Source organism: Cobetia sp. 3AK (assembly GCF_029846335.1).
GTDB lineage: Bacteria > Pseudomonadota > Gammaproteobacteria > Pseudomonadales > Halomonadaceae > Cobetia > Cobetia marina.
Map to the genome: position 1 here is coordinate 20,302 of NZ_JARWKR010000015.1, position 16,217 is coordinate 36,518.

8 protein-coding genes are annotated in these 16,217 nt (G+C 61.1%); all 8 read right to left on the reverse strand.

The window, feature by feature from the left end:
• Positions 1 to 16 precede the first annotated feature (16 nt).
• A complete protein-coding gene (locus QD228_RS16335) occupies positions 17 to 2,257 on the reverse strand; it encodes a PCRF domain-containing protein (protein WP_136937993.1) in 2,241 nt (746 codons plus the stop codon).
• Between the two features lie 34 nt (positions 2,258 to 2,291).
• The gene (gene tssI, locus QD228_RS16340) at positions 2,292 to 5,033 is read right to left on the reverse strand and encodes a type VI secretion system tip protein TssI/VgrG (RefSeq protein WP_279876075.1); all 2,742 of its coding nucleotides are present in this window, start codon (positions 5,031 to 5,033) and stop codon (positions 2,292 to 2,294) included.
• A 166-nt stretch (positions 5,034 to 5,199) separates the two neighbouring features.
• Positions 5,200 to 6,357 (reverse strand): hypothetical protein, encoded by a 1,158-nt coding sequence (locus tag QD228_RS16345; RefSeq protein WP_279876076.1) that lies wholly within the window; start codon positions 6,355 to 6,357, stop codon positions 5,200 to 5,202.
• Positions 6,357 to 7,469 carry a type VI secretion system protein TssA gene (tssA, locus tag QD228_RS16350; RefSeq protein WP_279876077.1) on the reverse strand — a complete coding sequence of 371 codons (1,113 nt, stop codon included), beginning with the start codon at positions 7,467 to 7,469 and terminating at the stop codon, positions 6,357 to 6,359. Before tssA ends, QD228_RS16345 begins: the two co-directional genes overlap by 1 nt.
• A gap of 374 nt (positions 7,470 to 7,843) precedes the next feature.
• Positions 7,844 to 8,389 (reverse strand): type VI secretion system tube protein Hcp, encoded by a 546-nt coding sequence (locus QD228_RS16355; RefSeq protein ID WP_084208878.1) that lies wholly within the window; start codon positions 8,387 to 8,389, stop codon positions 7,844 to 7,846.
• A gap of 275 nt (positions 8,390 to 8,664) precedes the next feature.
• Entirely contained in the window at positions 8,665 to 11,157 is a 2,493-nt protein-coding gene (tssM, locus tag QD228_RS16360; protein ID WP_279876078.1) for a type VI secretion system membrane subunit TssM, read from the reverse strand.
• A complete protein-coding gene (gene tagF, locus QD228_RS16365; RefSeq protein WP_279876079.1) occupies positions 11,154 to 12,173 on the reverse strand; it encodes a type VI secretion system-associated protein TagF in 1,020 nt (339 codons plus the stop codon). Before tagF ends, tssM begins: the two co-directional genes overlap by 4 nt.
• A 4-nt stretch (positions 12,174 to 12,177) precedes the next feature.
• A complete protein-coding gene (locus QD228_RS16370; RefSeq protein WP_279876080.1) occupies positions 12,178 to 16,206 on the reverse strand; it encodes a type VI secretion protein IcmF/TssM N-terminal domain-containing protein in 4,029 nt (1,342 codons plus the stop codon).
• Positions 16,207 to 16,217: the final 11 nt, after the last annotated feature.

Below are 16,217 nucleotides of genomic sequence, written 5' to 3' on the forward strand. Positions count from 1 at the left end.
AAAGTGTACGCAAAAATCATACATAACCAAACTCATCAACATCAACAACACACTGAGTTTGGTTATAGCAGGGTATATTCAAATAACTACTATACTCTGGCTGTTCAAAATACTCTACACTATCATTTTTAGCCACAACTGTTCCTTTTGAAGTAGTTGCTTTTAGTCGACTTTTTATTTCTTCCAGCTCACTTGGATAGTTACTAGATATAGGGTAAGAGTAACTCTCCTCTCCTGTAGCAAGAAATTCTAATATTAATCGCTCGCCCTCAACCCAAGATCCTTTATCTCCATCCATGCTTTTAATACGCTGCATTATGTTTTTATACTCTGTCAACGATTGTACATACTTCAGCAACTTTATAATAGCTTCTTTTCTGTCTGACATACTACCAAAAACTGTAAACTCAGAGACTAGCAGAGAGTAATCTCTATTAACCGGCACGTATTTATCATAACTATCTGTTTTTATTAACAATATTAATATTTTACTCTTAGCCTCAGGAACTAATATAGATAACTTATCACTATCAGAATCTATAATAGACTTCATTACACTTGCACGTTGAGAGGCCGCTTTGTAGTCTTTAACGTAACTTATATCATTAACATCATCAACGATATCCTTTACCAACAAGTCTAGCTCATCCTTTATCAGTTCAGGAGTCTCATACATAAACTCCGTTATATCTTTCCCATATGCGATCGCGAGTGTAAAAATATTAGCAAGGGCATTAAATGCGTCTGAATCAATAAACTCTAGATAAACAAAGTCGGCATTTTTTAGCTGATAATAAGTCCATGCTGCGAATTCACGCAAAAGCTTTGTATCTACTTCATAAGAAACTTCCCCAGAAGCACCTAGACCTAAACAAATACCAGCCTTTGCTCTAATTCTGAATCTACCATTTTGATAAGAAACACTAAAGTTACCAGCGAAATTCATGCCAGCATACGCAGCCACCCCTGCGCCAGTAATGGCAAATGGCTTGAATTCATGATCTGCTTCGGGGCTTTTCCATTCCAACTGCATTCTGGCGAATGCTTCGGCTTTACCACCTATAAATGCCTCAAGTGTAGCCTCAGCCTTTTGTTCATTTTTATCTTCCTCCATCAAGATAATGGATTGCTGGCTTCCAGGAGGCCCCATAGGTACCAACTCACCTCTGGTGCCTCGCGCTTTTATCCCGCCCTGAGCCACTTCAAGATCAACATTTATCTCAGCTGCGATACTTGCGCCGATGGCGCCAGACATACTGATGAATGCATGTACACGTAACATCCCAAGTTGTAATACCTGCTTATCATCCAGTTCGTACATCAACTTCAGGCCACCTGATGGCCGATAATAATCTATAGACCCTTTAGCTTCAAACAAGGATAACTTGGCAGCAGCATTAGCTTTTAGCCTGGTCTTGCCTTCAAGTGGCGTGAGCTCACCAGTCAAGCCACTAGCTCCATATGTCCAGCGCGCTAATTGTGCCTCCCCCGATAACTCTACTTTTCCGTCACGACTCTGCTGCTTACTATCCGCCTCACTATTATACTTTAAGTTAAGCTGTTTATTTAGCTCTTTAGTCCATTTACAGAGGTCGATCGTATCTTCATCTTTTTTCAACCATTCATCAAACCATGTGAAATCTGTTTTCAAGGTTTTTGAAATAGCCTGCTCTTTCAATTGACTGTATATAGATGCCCATACTATCTCCCCCTTCTCAAGCACATCGTCTGCCAAAGAGGTAGCACCATCTTGAGCTATAGGTTTCAACTCAATTTTTGATGTTAAACTATCTACTACCTGAGAGCGCATATAGCACATTCGGAAACTCTGCGCATTTCCATCATTACGTCTAATAGGTATCAATTCCACGATAACATTACTTTCATCATCTAGGCTAGATAGTGATACCAAAATCTCTCTTAATGCTTGATTTGCCTTATCAACTTTCTTTTGGCCGCTAGCAATATTTTTTTCAAACTCAGCCTTATACCTAACACATTCTGGATCTTCTTCATCATAAGACATCATCATGGCTTCGTAATTACTTAAATCGCCTTGAAGCCTTTCAATCTCCGCGTGATAATTTTCGACAACCGCTTCCAATAATCGTATTTCTTCCATACATGCCACTACATTTTCAGCAGGCACTTTGATTAATTTATTTCGCCCAACTGCATAGAAAAGTAATGGCGATTTACCTATTGGAGCATCCTTTCCAACGGCTACAAGCCGAGTCTGCGCCTTACCCTCAGACATATCACTTCCCAGTTAAATTTTTAACAAGAATTTATTATGCAAAGTCATCTAACCGATCAAGTACATCGACTTTCATCTGCTGCGAGGAAGATGTATGTACGCGTTGTGTACGACCTTCACCGTCACTACGCCCTTCAAACACCTGTCCTTCGGCCGTTGTTATACGATATCTCGCATACTTGAGAGGAACTTGTGTCTGTTCATCCTTCAAAGTAAAGAATTCGGAATAAATACCTTGAGGATCAGGCAAGGGGGTCAGTGATTTACTTAAACGCGTCGGCCCGCCAAAACTATGTTGCGCGCCTTTGACATCCACCTTGCCCGGCCCGTGCACTTCGATGTTGCCGCCACTCAGGCGGATATAGCCGCCGCCGCTGGTGAGCAGAATCTCGTTCTTGGCCTGGATGGTGACGGTGCCTTCGGTGGAGGTGATGGTCATGTCCTTCTCGGAGGTCAGTTCCATCGCATCACTCTGCGCCTGCATTTCCACCTTGCCACGTGCAGCAAACAGCTTGATGCCGGCACGTTGCACGAACAGCGAGAACTTTTCGGAGAGCGAGGCGATCAGGCTGCGGCCGGTGGCCAGATTGATGTCTTCGCCGCTGGTGATGCTGAGTGACTTGCCCTGCGCCAGATGGGTGGATTCCGGCGTACTCAGCGCGATGCCTGCCGGTGAGCTGACATGCAGCCAGGGGGCGTCGAGCCGTGCGGCTTCACCACGCCCGCCAGCGCTGGCGCTTGAGGCAGAGCTGCCATCGAAACTGGTGCCACTGTCTTCAGCGCCGTAGCGCCCCTGGGCATCTTCACTGGCCAGCTTGAGGTTATCGAGGGTCGCGAGTGCTTCCGCCTCATGGCTGGTAGCACTCTCGCTGAGCGTATTGGAGAGCTGATAGGCGCTGGCCAACTGCTGCTGAGCGGGGGTGAGATCGAGCTGTTCGCCACTGGCGGCGATCTGCCCCCAGCTGGTCAGCAGCAGGCCCTGATGCGCGCGGATGGCGCCATAGGCGTCCGAGCGCAGCTCGAAGCCGGTACCGCGGAAGCTGCCGCGTGTGTTGCCTTGCTGGTGGATCAAGTAGCCGAGATTGAGCTGGGACTTCTCGTGCTCCGAGTTCAGGCGCACGCGCTCCTGATCGGTCGCATCATCGAACACCAGCTCGTTGTACTTGTTGCCGCGATAGGTCTTGCTCTTGAGGCCCGAGAGCAGGCCATTGGAGTGCCATTGCGGGGTCTGGTCGCCGTTGTAGACCCGCCCGGTGATCAACGGGCGATCGGCATCGCCTTCGAGGAAATCGACGATGACCTCCTGACCGATACGCGGCACGAACACGCTACCCCAGCCGGCACCGGCGTTGGGTTGCGCGACACGCAGCCAGCAGCTGGCATCAGCGGCACCCTTCTCGCTGCGGTCCCAGTGGAACTGCACGCGCACGCGGTTGAGCGAGTCGGTGTGAATCTCTTCGTTCTCGGGGCCGACGACAATCGCAGTCTGCGGGCCACCAAGATTGGGGCGCGGATGATCGAGAGACGGACGATACGGCTGACTGAGACGCTGGGATTCGAAGTCGATCAGATACTGACCGGTGCCGACATCGGCGTAGTCGTCCTGCGCATCACTCTCAAGACCATGTGCCTGGCGCGCCTCGGCCATGCGCGCCTGCAGGCTGCCCGGTAGCGCCTTGAGGTGCGCGGAGACCGGCAGAGCATTCTCGGCACAAACGGTCAGGCCCAGCACCAGAAATTCGCGCTCACTCGAGTCGCCGTCTTCATGGCGGGCGTGCTGGCTGAGTTCGAACCAGCGGCCGACCTTCAACTGGCGGGTGCCCCCGGCGCCATAGAAACGCTTGGCGCGGGATTCATGGGCCTCGAGGCGATTGACGGTCAGGCGTTCGCCGCGCGAGTGATCATCAAAGTAGTACTCGCCGGGGTAGTCGTAGACTTCCTGCTCGCTGAGGTTGCCTTGATCGCTGCGCGTGTCCTGGCCGGAGCGCTTTTCGAGGCCCGGCTGCTTGTAATCGAAGGTGCCGAGGCTGACGCGAGTCGGTTGCTGCTGACGGCGGCCGCTCCACTGGGTGATGGAGTCTTCCAGTTCAGTGGCATCCTGACGGTGGAAGCGAATCACCTGCGGCTCGACCGGCGCACAGGTCGCGACATCGTCGGTGATGACGAGGCGATGACCATTGAAATCGCTGTCGTCAGAGGCGTGTTCGAAGTAGTAGAACAGCCCCTCCTGCTCCATCAGGCGATTGACGAACTGGAAGTCGCTCTCACGATACTGCACACAGTAGCTGCGCGTCGGATACTCGCGGCGCAGGTCCAGCCGCCAGCCGCCCTGGGCTTCGCCTTGCGCGATGGCGTGATTCGAGAATACCGACTCGATCACCTCGACGGCGGTGAGGTCCTGGAAGATGCGGCTGTCGCGGCCGAGCTTGAGCATCGTCATCCACGGCACCAGCGTCAGCTGGTAATAGAAGACGCCGCCGTCCTCACCCAGCAGTGCGGCCGACTCGACCAGCCCAGAGAGCTTGCGGTAGCTGCCATCGGCCTGACGCACCGAGAGCGCCGCCGGCTGTGCCATCAGGGTCTTGAGTTCGATATCACCGTTCTGGGAGATGCAGTCGAGGGTATAGGCGAAGGGACGCGACATGCGCTCTTCCCCCACCAGGCGATGCGGGATGAAGTCCGCGCCGCTCATCTCAAGCGTGAGCAGGCGCTCGTTCTGATTCAGTGAAATCTCGAACGACTCCAGCAGGCTATCCAGCCAGGAATTCTCTGCCATCCTTAACATCCTCACGGTGCGCGCGCTTGTTCGCTCGGCAAGCGAGTGCACCGGCTTATTCAGTTCGGGTCATGCGTCTCAAGACGCAGCGATGTTCAACATAGGACGAGCACAGTCAACACAGGACGAGCACAGTCAGCACAGGGCAAATGCAGCGCCGTCAGCGCTAACCGGCACAGGGCATGAGTGCCAGCATCCGGGTCCGGGTATCGTCCCGCAGCGACACGACCAGGGCGCTGTCGTTGTCTTCCAGTTCCGCGATCGCCAGCACCAGCGCCAACGCCAGCCAGGCATCGCCCGGCCAGCCGCAGAAGCTGTCGAGCGTGGTGCCATCCTCGATCATGTCCAGCCCCGGCCAGCGATTCATCAGGCTGGTGCCGGCTTCCACCGCGCGCCCGGGCAGCCCGAGGCTATCCATCACCAGACGCATGGGCTCGAACGGCTCGCGGGTAGAGGCATGCTCGTCATTTTCCGCCTGCACGGGCCACTGGCGCTCGATCAGCTGCATCAGCGGTGCCGGCGAGCGGCGCAGCTCGCGGCTGCCTCGCTCGGGATGAGACAGCGTTGCCGCCAGCGGCACCTGCCAGCCCTGCAAGGGAGCCGGTGAGTCAGGCGCGAGACGCTCGAAGAGCAGCGCCGCGACAGCCTCACCGGGAAACAGACCGCTGGGGCGGGAGGCATACGCCAGCTGTCCGCGCCGCGACAGCTCCGAGACGCTGCTGTCGAACAACAGGGAGTCGACGCTGAGCCAGATGACATGCGGCATGCCACCCGATTCCTCGGCGGCCAGCAGTTCATGCAGGCCCTGATCGGCCGCCGCGCGATGCGTGACGCTGCCCAGCGCGTCGGCGAAGGGCGTGGCCGCCACCGTCTCACGCAGACGTGCGATGAACCCCTCCACCAGGCTGGCATGACGGATCGGCGCACTCAGCACGATATCGAAGGGCGCGCCCTCCGGCAGCGCTTCCAGCATCAGCAGCGCGTCGATGATCAGGGCCTGGATCAAGGTCTCGAGCCGCTGATGGCGGCGATCGAGACGTGCCACCTGCTCGCCGGAGGCAGGCGATGCGCCCGCCTGGCCCAGCGCGATTTCATGTACCAGCAGGCCATAGCCATCCGGGCCACGCAGGGTCGCGGAGATCTCGGCCGCCGCCGATGACGGCAGCTGCCCCTTGGCCACCGCCCCTGCCGAGGTCAGCGCCACGCCATCCAGCAGACACAGGGTGTCGGTGCGGTAGTCGCTGCGCACCTTGACGACCGGCGCCTCGGGCTCTGCCGGGCGCACCTGCTGCAGGCGGTCATAGATCGAGCTCTTGAACATCATCAGTGATCATCACGCCGCTGAGTGCCCAGGGTTTCACGGATGCCGTCCACGACATGTTCCTCGCGGATGACATCACGCAGCCATTCCTCCAGCGGCATGCGGCCCCAGCGCACGGCGCGTTCGACCAGATACGGCACCGGGCTGTGCGGCTCGCTGCCCTTGAAGTACTGGGCGACGCCATTGAGCATGTCGAAGGCTTCCTCACGGGTCTGCGGCGTGGTGCGCAGTGCCGCCGGCGCCATGCCCGCCTGAGCGGTTGGCGTGACACTCGCGTCCCCTGTGGAGGCATCGCCACTTGCGGCGTCCGTCACTTCTGCATCGCTCTCGGCAGATGCCTGGGCCTCATCGTCCAGGCTGACCCCGCGCTCGCCCAGCAGTCGCTCGATCAACTGGGTGCAATCCGCCAGACCACGCTGCAGCTGGCTGAAGGTCGGCGCGCTCACCCCCAGCTGCGCATTGAGCTGCGCCACCAGACCGGCCAGCGCCTGCTGGCACTTGACGATCTTCTGGTGACGCTCGCGGAAGGTCGCCGTCTCGGTCAGCACCACGGAGCGCTGGAAGATATCGGCGTTGATCTTGCCATCCGCCAGCGCGCTTTCCATGGCATCCACGTCGGTACGTGCCAGGTTCTCGACCTGACGCGACTCCTCATAGCGGTCGAGCCCGTAGAGCTGCCCTTCCACCAGCGGCAAGGTGCCGATCATGCCGGCGAGGGTGTCATCCAGCCAGGTCAGACGGGCGACACGCTCTTCATCACCTTCCTCGAGCGTCGGGTAAAGCGTCTCCCAGTACTGCTCACACAGCGCCGTCATCAGCTCCAGCCCCCAGGCCAGACCCATGAAATGATCCCGGTGCGCCAGGCCTTCGCAAAGCCAGCCCGCCAGCGACAGGTCCTTGCTCTGCTCGGCCAGACCGTCGGCAGTCAACGAGATGACGGCATTCCAGTCGGACTTCTTGAGATCGGCCTGCCATTCGCCCTGACTGAGGTAGGCCGGGTCTGCGCGACGCGCTTCCTTGATCTCGTCAAAGAGCAGCGAAAAGCCCAGGTCCTCTCCTGTCCCATGAGCGCCGATTGGCGCGAGCAGTTCGTCGCGGTCCCATTCGTCGGCCATTTTGTCTCTCCTGAATCACGTGTTGATCGCGTTGCGAGGCAACGCCTGCGAAATCACTGTGGCGCAGTGCTGTTGTTTCAGAGCCAGTTAGCACAGCGCTATTGGTATAGAGCTATTAGCACAGACCCTGTTGGCAAAGAGCTGTTGGCACAGAACTGACAGCACAATGATTTCGCAGGCGCTCATCGAGGCAAACGGGGATGCGCAAGGGGAAAACAGACATGCCGGGAGAGCCTTTCGCTCCCCCGGCATGCCTTCTACCCGGACGTGATATCCCCTGAAGACGAGCTCACGCCAGCACGCTGGCCAAGCCCCGGGATGCCACTCTCCTGTTCATGGACGGCGACTCACGCCGCCGCGCCATGAGCCGATACTCAGGAGTAGACGCGGTTGCGCGTGCGATCCCAACCACCGGTGATGTTGCCGCCACCCTGGCCATCGCTGCGCTTCTGCTGGGTGTAGGTGACCTTGATACGTGCGAAGTTCAGCTTGATCTCTTCAGACGGCAGATCGTGACGCGCATCGTGCACGGAATCGGTCGCACCGCCACCGCCGGCCTGGGAGAAGGACGCCATGCCTTCCAGGTCCACGGAGGACACGATGACTTCCTCAAGCTTCACTTCCATGTAACGCACCTGCTCGCCACCGGCACGGTGAACCTGCAGGGTGATTTCCTTGATGTGCTGACCGCGGCAGCAAGCTTCGAACAGCTTCGGAGAAGCCTTGTCGATGAACTTCTTGATCGCGAACTCACTCAGGTTGACGCGCTCGGCAGACGCACCACCGGCGGAGCTGGCAGTCGCGGAAGTCGCCTGGCTGGCGCCGAATTCGAAGCTCAGCAGCTCGATCCAGTCCTTGTGGTTGGTATCCAGACTCTCGCCCGGGATGCCGTCGATCTTGAGGTAGGCGTCAAAAGCCATGGTAAAACTCCATTTCCGTCATGTGATGGGTGGGCATCACGGGTAGCAGCCCTCCCTGGCTGCCACCTGCAACGCGTGTTCGGACACGCTACCGCCAGGAGATGCCATCCAGGCACCCCCACTGCGTATGTCCATGCTTCTCCGCTCTCTTGCGCCGGGCCTGCCTTCAGGCCTGTCATCCAAGAGCTCGACTCCTCCGTGAGTCGGCAAAATGAAACCGGTTGGGCGCTGCCCGTCAGTTCTGTTGTGTTCTGTTCAGGTCAGGTCTGGACTGATCAGTTCAGTGCACGCACTTCAATCTCGACACGACGATTGGGGGCCAGACAGGCGATTCTCTCCGCTCGTGACATCTGGCCATCGCACTTGACCAGCGGACGATCACTGCCGGCCCCTTCCGCGCCGATCAGCTCACCCGGCAGCCCCTTGCCCACCAGATAGGTGCGCACGGTCTCGGCGCGTTGCAGCGAGATCCGACGATTGGCAGTGGCCGAGCCGATCGGGTCGGCGTGGCCGGTGATGGTGATGCGCCCCAGGTTCGGCGTATTGGAAAGTCGTTCGGCGATGGCATTCAGCTGACGCTGCCCCTCGCCCTGCAGGCCCGAGTAATCCGCACGCCCGAAGGCGAACAGGGTGTCGGATTCCAGCGTGATGGTCTCGACGGTGCTCAGGGAGCGGTCCAGCAGACCATCGATGTAGTTGCGACTGGATGACACCAGGAAGGTGTTGTCCTCCAGACGCGGCACGTCCGGGCGCACCACCTGCTCGGCATAGAAGTTGACCTGACGGCTGGCATATTCCAGATCACGGCTATCGCGCGGCACATCCTCTCCCTGGGTGATGGCCGGGTACCAGTAGACCGGCATCTCGCTGCGCAGCCAGTCCGCCTCGATGTCCTCGCGCGGCGTGCGCGACAGGGACAGATAGGTCTTCAGGGTGTTGTTGCCGAAGTCCGCCAGCGCCTGGGCCGAGTTGTCACGCGGCTGGGCGTGGTCCTCGACTCCCGGGACATGGATATCCGTCTCGCGCGGCCCGTCCTCGCGGTCATGCACGCTGATGGTCGGCAGCATGAACAGCGACTGGTTGAGGTTGCTGGCGATCGGCACCAGCATCGTCTGACGCAGCGCGCCGAAATAGACGTCCCGCAGCTCAGGTTCCAGCGTCTCGCCTTCATAGAGCCCGAAACCGAGCGACCAGGGCACGCCATGCTCGTGATGGCGAGCATCGTAGCGGGCCGCGCTGTCACGCAGGGCATCCAGCGTCGCCCACTGGGCATAGGCATCGGGCTCGCCGGCGTCTTCCTCGTAGGCGGCATCCAGGGCCTGATCCAGCGCGCCGAGCTCGCGGGTGTTGGCGGTGAAGGACACCGCCCACGCCAGGCACATGGCCGCGGCGAGCGCCAGCGCCAGCCACACCCAACGCAGTTGACGCCGACGTTGCAGGTTGGCACCGCCATAAAGGCCGACCAGATGCTGATCCGGCAGCAATACCCGCGAGAACAGCCCCGAGACGAACAGCGGCTTGCCATCCTGATGGCCCGGCGCATGACGCTCGGTGACGGCAAAGCGTGACGCCACGTTACGCCCATGGGCTGCCGTGCTGGCCTGCCCCTCGGAGAGCGCACTGGTGAAGTAGAACCCGCGCAGCAGCGGCGCTGCCTGATAGGGATTGACCTTGAGCAGCTCGGTGACGAAATCGGTCAGATGCGGTGCCAGCGCTTCAAGCTCACGCGGGAATTCCACCGCCGCCGGGGCCTCGCGGGTGCGCACGATGTCCCCCTCGACCAGACAGCGCTCCCCGGTACCCGCGCAACGTGCCACCAGGCGTGTCATCGCCTCACTGAACCGTGTACGCCAATCCGCCTCGGCATAGCCCTGGTGCGGGAAGCTCATGCCCAGCACTTCATCGCGCTGCGCCGGTGCCAGCTGAGCATGGAACTCGCGAAAGCCGGGGATGTGGTCGCTCTTGGTGAACACCAGATAGATGGGCAGAGCCGCACCGAGACGCTCGTAGCTTTCCTGGATACGCTCGCGCAGCTGATGTGCCAGTGCCTCGACGTCATGGCGGTTCTGGAGCACTTCATCGATGCTGACCGCGACGATCAACCCGTTGAGCGGCTGACGCGGACGATAGCGACGCAGCATGTCGAGGAAGGCACGCCACTTGCCGACTTCCTCCTCGGAGCTGACGTAACGCCCTGCGGTATCCAGCAACACGGCCTCACTGCTGAAGAACCAGTCACAGTGACGGGTGCCGCCGATGCCCGCGACACGTGCGCTTTCGCGCTCCGCGAAGGGGAAATCCAGCCCTGAGCGCGACACCAGCGTGCTCTTGCCCACGGCCGGCTGACCGATCACCAGATACCAGGGCAGCGTATAGAGCAGATCACCCTGACGGGTGAACCAGCCACCGCGTTTCTCGCTGGCACTCTTGCGCATGCGATCCAGCGCCGCCAGCAGGCGCTCGCGCAGCAGGCTGACTTCCTCGCGGTCCTGGGGCGCGGCGCTGAGCACGGCGTCATCGGCGTTCTGGATCAACAGCGACTCGACATCCTTGCGCTCTCCCACCCCGCGATAGAGCAGCAGCAGATACAGGGCAGAGGCCACCAGAAACGCCAGAATGCCGACCAGCAGACTGTCCAGTGACGAGAAGCCGAGTCCGACACCGGCGCCCCAGATCAGGAAGATGCCCAGGAAGAACAGCACGCCCAACCAATACGGGCGGTATTTGAGGAGGTAGTACTTGAGAACGTGGAGCTTTAGCTTGTTCATGTCGGTGCCGATTCATCCTTGGATATGTCGCCGAATACCGTGTCGTCACTGCCCGCCCTTGTCCCCTGCGGCCCCGGGTCATCTTTCCGGTCATCTGACAGAGCGGCGATGTAGGCTCCCATGCCCAGTGTCGAGGCGTGAGACGCCTCCAGCGGGCCAGCGTGAGGCTCCCCGCTGCCAAGCAGGCGCCAGGGCCCGAGCACCTCGAAGGCGGAGCCCGCCAGAATGCGCAGTGCGTCATGATCGTCACGCGTGAAGCGCATCAATGTCGGGCGCATGAAGTCATCGACGATCACGCTGATCTGCCCCGGCGCGCCATTGTCATGCTCCAGCCAGTGCAGCCACAGGTCCGCCGCGGGACGCTTCAGCGCGCGCTCCGGGGGCAGTGGCAATGCCGCCTGCCCCCGGGTGTCATCACGCGCGCCCCCTGTCGCCAGCTGCCGGCGCGATGCCTGCATGTCCTGCGTCAGTCGCTGGGCGCTCACGTCGGGGAAGCCACTGGCCAGCGCCCGCGTGAGGTCCCCATAGCGCACGTCTTCCAGAAAGCGCGCGAACAGACGCCGATGCAGCTTGAGATCGGAATCATCCAGCGGGCGTAGCGCCTCGATTCCCGTGAGCAGACGCTCCTGTGCCTGCTGGGGATCTGCGCAATGCATCACATCGCGCAGCAACTCCCGCACCTGCCCGGCGAAGGTCTCGCCGAGGGTATGCACCCCGACACTGCCTTCCACCACCGGCGAGACGGCCAGCCGCTGGAAGACCAGCAGCGGGTAGCGTCGCCCGGAGGCGTCCTGCGAGGGCGACATGACCCCCATCAACCAGGCTCCGCTGCTGGCGCGGTAGTGAAAGAAGCACAGCGGCAAGGCATCGAAACGTGCCTGCCAGTCTTCGTCGCGCTCGGCCATGCGATTCAGCGCCCGCTGCCACCAGCCATCCAGTTCCCGGATGTCCTTGTGGCCCGCGTGATGGGCGATGAAGTCCGCGCTGCCGGGCAGCTTGCCGAAGAAGCCGATCATGCGGTCATCTCCCGGCGACCGAAGGCATGGACAGGTTGCGCACCTGCTTGAGGTCCGTCAGTTTCACGCCACCGAAGTTGCGCGCCTCGAAGCTCACCGGGCCCACCGGGGTGTACCAGGTGAAGCGCTGACGGGCGGTATCCAGGTCTGTCACGTCCGCGGATTCGATCAGCTTCAACAGGCTCCAGCGATTGGGGAAGTTGAAGACGGTGATGCGGCGGCCGTCACGTGTCACCACCTCCAGTCGGGCACCGGAGACTTCCGGATCACCCGGCCAGACGAAGCGCTGCCAGTGCTGACGACCATTGCGATAGGTCTGCTGCTGACCGTCCAGCGTCAGCTCGATCGAGATCAGCCGGGAGGAAGGCCGGATCATGATCTCGAAGCCGTTCTCCACATCCGCCAGACTCTCCAGCACCCGGCCCACTGCCGTGCCCTTGGTGATGGTGGCGGTGATCTTGGGGTCCACCAGCGGCGTACCGTCCTGCTCACCCTCTTCCAGGTTGCCGACTTCTTCATTGTCGAAGCGGGTCAGCAGACCGCTATCGGGGTCGATGAACTGACGCAGGTCACGCACCGAGGTCTCGTTGGCGGAATCGCTGACCGGATAGCGGCCACTGACCATGCGATGCCAGGGTGAGACGACCTGCTCGCCCCAGGCGGCGGCCAGCTGTGACGCCACCGGCCCCTGCAGGCTGGCCACCGAGTAGTCGATGGGCGCACGGAACAGACGTTGCAGTGACTGCACCAGCGGCTCCTGCGAGGTATCGACATTGGCGGCCACATAATCACGCGCCGCCGAGATCTCATTGGGCTTGCCGCCGATCATCTCCGCCAGCAGCTGCTTGGTACGCTTGCCGACATCGCCACGCTCCAGTCCGTCGAGGCGCACCTTGAGCTGACGCAGGCGCAGCTGGTAGCGGTTCATGACCGAGGCATCGCCATCCTGCCCCTCATCCTGGGCAAACAGGCTGGCGACCGGCGCGAAGTGGTCCGCCAGCTTCCCGTCGTGCACGTGCGGCAGGCCCTGCAATGCGCCGGTACGCTGTGCCAGCTGACTGCCATCCTCCTCGACCCACGCCAGCGCCTGATCCCACAGGCCCGCCGACTCGGCCGCCGGGGCCGGTGCGTCACCCTCGGCTTCGCGTGGCTGGGGCGTCTTGCGGGCCTCGGCATCGCGGCTGTCCCAGCGGGTGTTGTCATCCACCACGGCCAGCAGTGTCTTGAGCGGTGAGCGCTGATAGTCGCTGAAGCGCGCCAGACGTTGACGCGAGAGCGCCAGACCTTCGAAGCGACGCACGCCGACATCGGCCAGGAAGCGCTCCCAGGCCTCGGCATAGTCACGCTTGTAATGCGCCAGAATCGCCTCGGCGAATTCGGTCTTGCCCTGCTCGGCATCCGGGTTCTCGTCTTCCAGCACCCAGTCATGCTCCACCGGCAGGTCAGAACTCAGCGTCTTGAGCAACTCGGGACGCACGAACTCGTCCCACACGCGACGCGTGAAGAAGGCCGGCACGGATTCGCCGGCGTACAGCAAGCCACGTGCGCCCTCTTCGGGCAGCATCACCGAGAGCGTCATCGATGGGAAACGGGCTTCGGCCGCCAGACGCAGACGCAGGTATTCCCGCTCCGCCGGCGAGTTGTCGAGCAGGAAGGCCTTGAGGTCACGGCGGGAACGCGCGACGCGATCCTCATCCCGCACCAGGGCAGGTGCCTTGCCCTGCGCCAGATATTCGCTGTAGAGCGCGACATTGTCGGCGATGCGTTGATCTCCCCCCGGCACACGGCGGTGACTGTCCGCCAGCTGATGCCAGGCGCGCGGCAGGGCTTCGCGCACGAAGGCGACGTCCGGATGTTCCGCAGGCTCGCTCAGGATCAGATACAGCTTGAGCGCATCGTAGGCATCGATCAGCCCGGCGACCTGCTCCGGCGTCAGCTGGTTGAGCACTTCACTGGAGAAGGCCGGACCGCCCGGCATGCCGCCGTCCGGGATGCCCCCCTCACCCGCCACGGTGCCATCACCGCCCAGTCCCGCGGACGAGCCACGGAAATTCTCGGCCTTGTCACGCAGCGCATCACGCCCCTGCTGTCGGGTGCTCCAGTAGGCGTCATTGACGCCGCCGCGCAAGCGGTAATCCGCCTCGCCCTTGAGCTGACTGGCCAGTTCGCCCGGTGAGCGCGGCACGCTGCCCAGCGTCGGGCGCTCGGTGAGACGCTGACGCAGGCGCTCGCCACTCGAGGTCAGCAGTGACTTGCCATCGGCGACCAATGTCCGCGAGGCATCGCCCCCGGATCCAGCGCCCCCACCGACATCCTCGCCACGGGTGCGCCGCGAAGCGGACTCGGAGACGATGCCCAGCGAGACCGCCAGACGCCCGACCGCCCGCAGGCGAGCGTCGAGATCTTCCGCCAGCGGTGCCAGAATCTGCTGCTTGAGGGTCGCGAAGTACTGTGCTTCAAGCGTCGCGCTCAGACGCTCTCCGCCATCCAGTCCCATGTGCTGATACCAGGGCAGACCGCCCTCTTCGCGGGCCTGACGCACACGCGACAGCTCAGCGTGGAGCAGGTCGAGCTGCACGCTGGGGGTCACGGCGCCATCAAGCGATGTCAGCTGCGCATCGACGGCCTCGAGACTGGTGCGACTCTGGTAATAGGCGTTGCCGAGCAGGCCCAGCGTCACCGCACCTGCCACCCCGCCCACGCCGATCAACAGCGGGTTCAGGGAACGCCGCTGACCATCGCGCGCGTAGTGACGCACCAGGTTGCGGTCCGGAATCATCACGTCACGGAAGACACCGCCGACGAAATAGGGGCGATCACTGACCGTCGCCGTCGCTGAGGCTGGCGTCGCCGCCTGGGTGCCCGCCGGTTCCTTGAGCGCAAAGCCCTGACGGACCTGCTCATCGAGAATCGCCGGCATCGCACTGCCGTCCTGCAGCGCACTGGTGAAATAGACGCCACGCGTCAGCGGCCCGCGGGCACTGTTGCGACGCAGATCGAAGGGCTCCAGGAAGTCGGCCAGCAGGCCTTCCATCTCGGCGATGTATTCCGGGAAGTGCAAAAGCTCGCTGTCCGCCTGCTGGCCACGCTCACGCAGGGCGGCTTCCACATGACCACGCAGCCCCGCCACCATCTTGGGGAAATGCCGGGAGAAGGCTGCCACGACACCCTCGCGACGCGCCTCGGCCACCGAGAACGTCATGCCCCACGGCGCATGGCGGGCATCGCTGTCCAGCGTATTGAACGCGGCGGTGAAGCCCGGCAGCTGGTCGGCCTTGGTGAACATCAGATAGACCGGCGGCGAGGCATCCAGCGCATCACGGAAGTCATTGATGCGCTCGATCAGCTGGCGTGCCAGCGCATGATTCTCGTCACGTGGCGCATGCAGCAGTGCCGGCAGATCCACCACCACCACCAGACCATTGATGGGCGCACTCCGCCGACGGCGTGCCAGCAGACGCAGGAAGTCGGCGAAGGCACGCGCCGGCTGCTCTTCGGCCACATAACGCCCGGCGGTGTCGATCATCAGGGCGTCGTTGCCGAAGTACCAGTCGCAGTACTGGGTGCCGGAATCCCCGCCCAGCCCCGCCACGCTGGAGCTCAGGCCGGAGCGCGTCAGCAGCGAGGTCTTGCCGGAGGACGACAGACCCAGCACCAGATACCAGGGCAGATCGCTGAGCGAGGCACTGCCACCCTTGTGCAGACCACGCTGGGCACGCAGCATGCGCAGCGCCGACTTGAGACGCTCACGCAGCACTTCGTAGTCGCCGGCTTCGGTGGCGGCATCCGCGGCTTCGCGGTCCACTTCCAGCTGGACGAGGTCTTCCAGATCCCGCTCGGCGCGCACCTTGCGATACTTGCGCAGCACGATGGCCAGCAGCCACACCGCGGTCAGCAGCGCCACGGCGATGGCCAGGCGTTCCAGCGAGCCACCCAGACGTGGCACCCACCAGACGCACAGCACGACACCGGCCAGCCACAGCAGTGACGACGCCAACCAGAAACTCTTGAGGAACCCCAGCACCCGTTTCATTCCGTCACGCC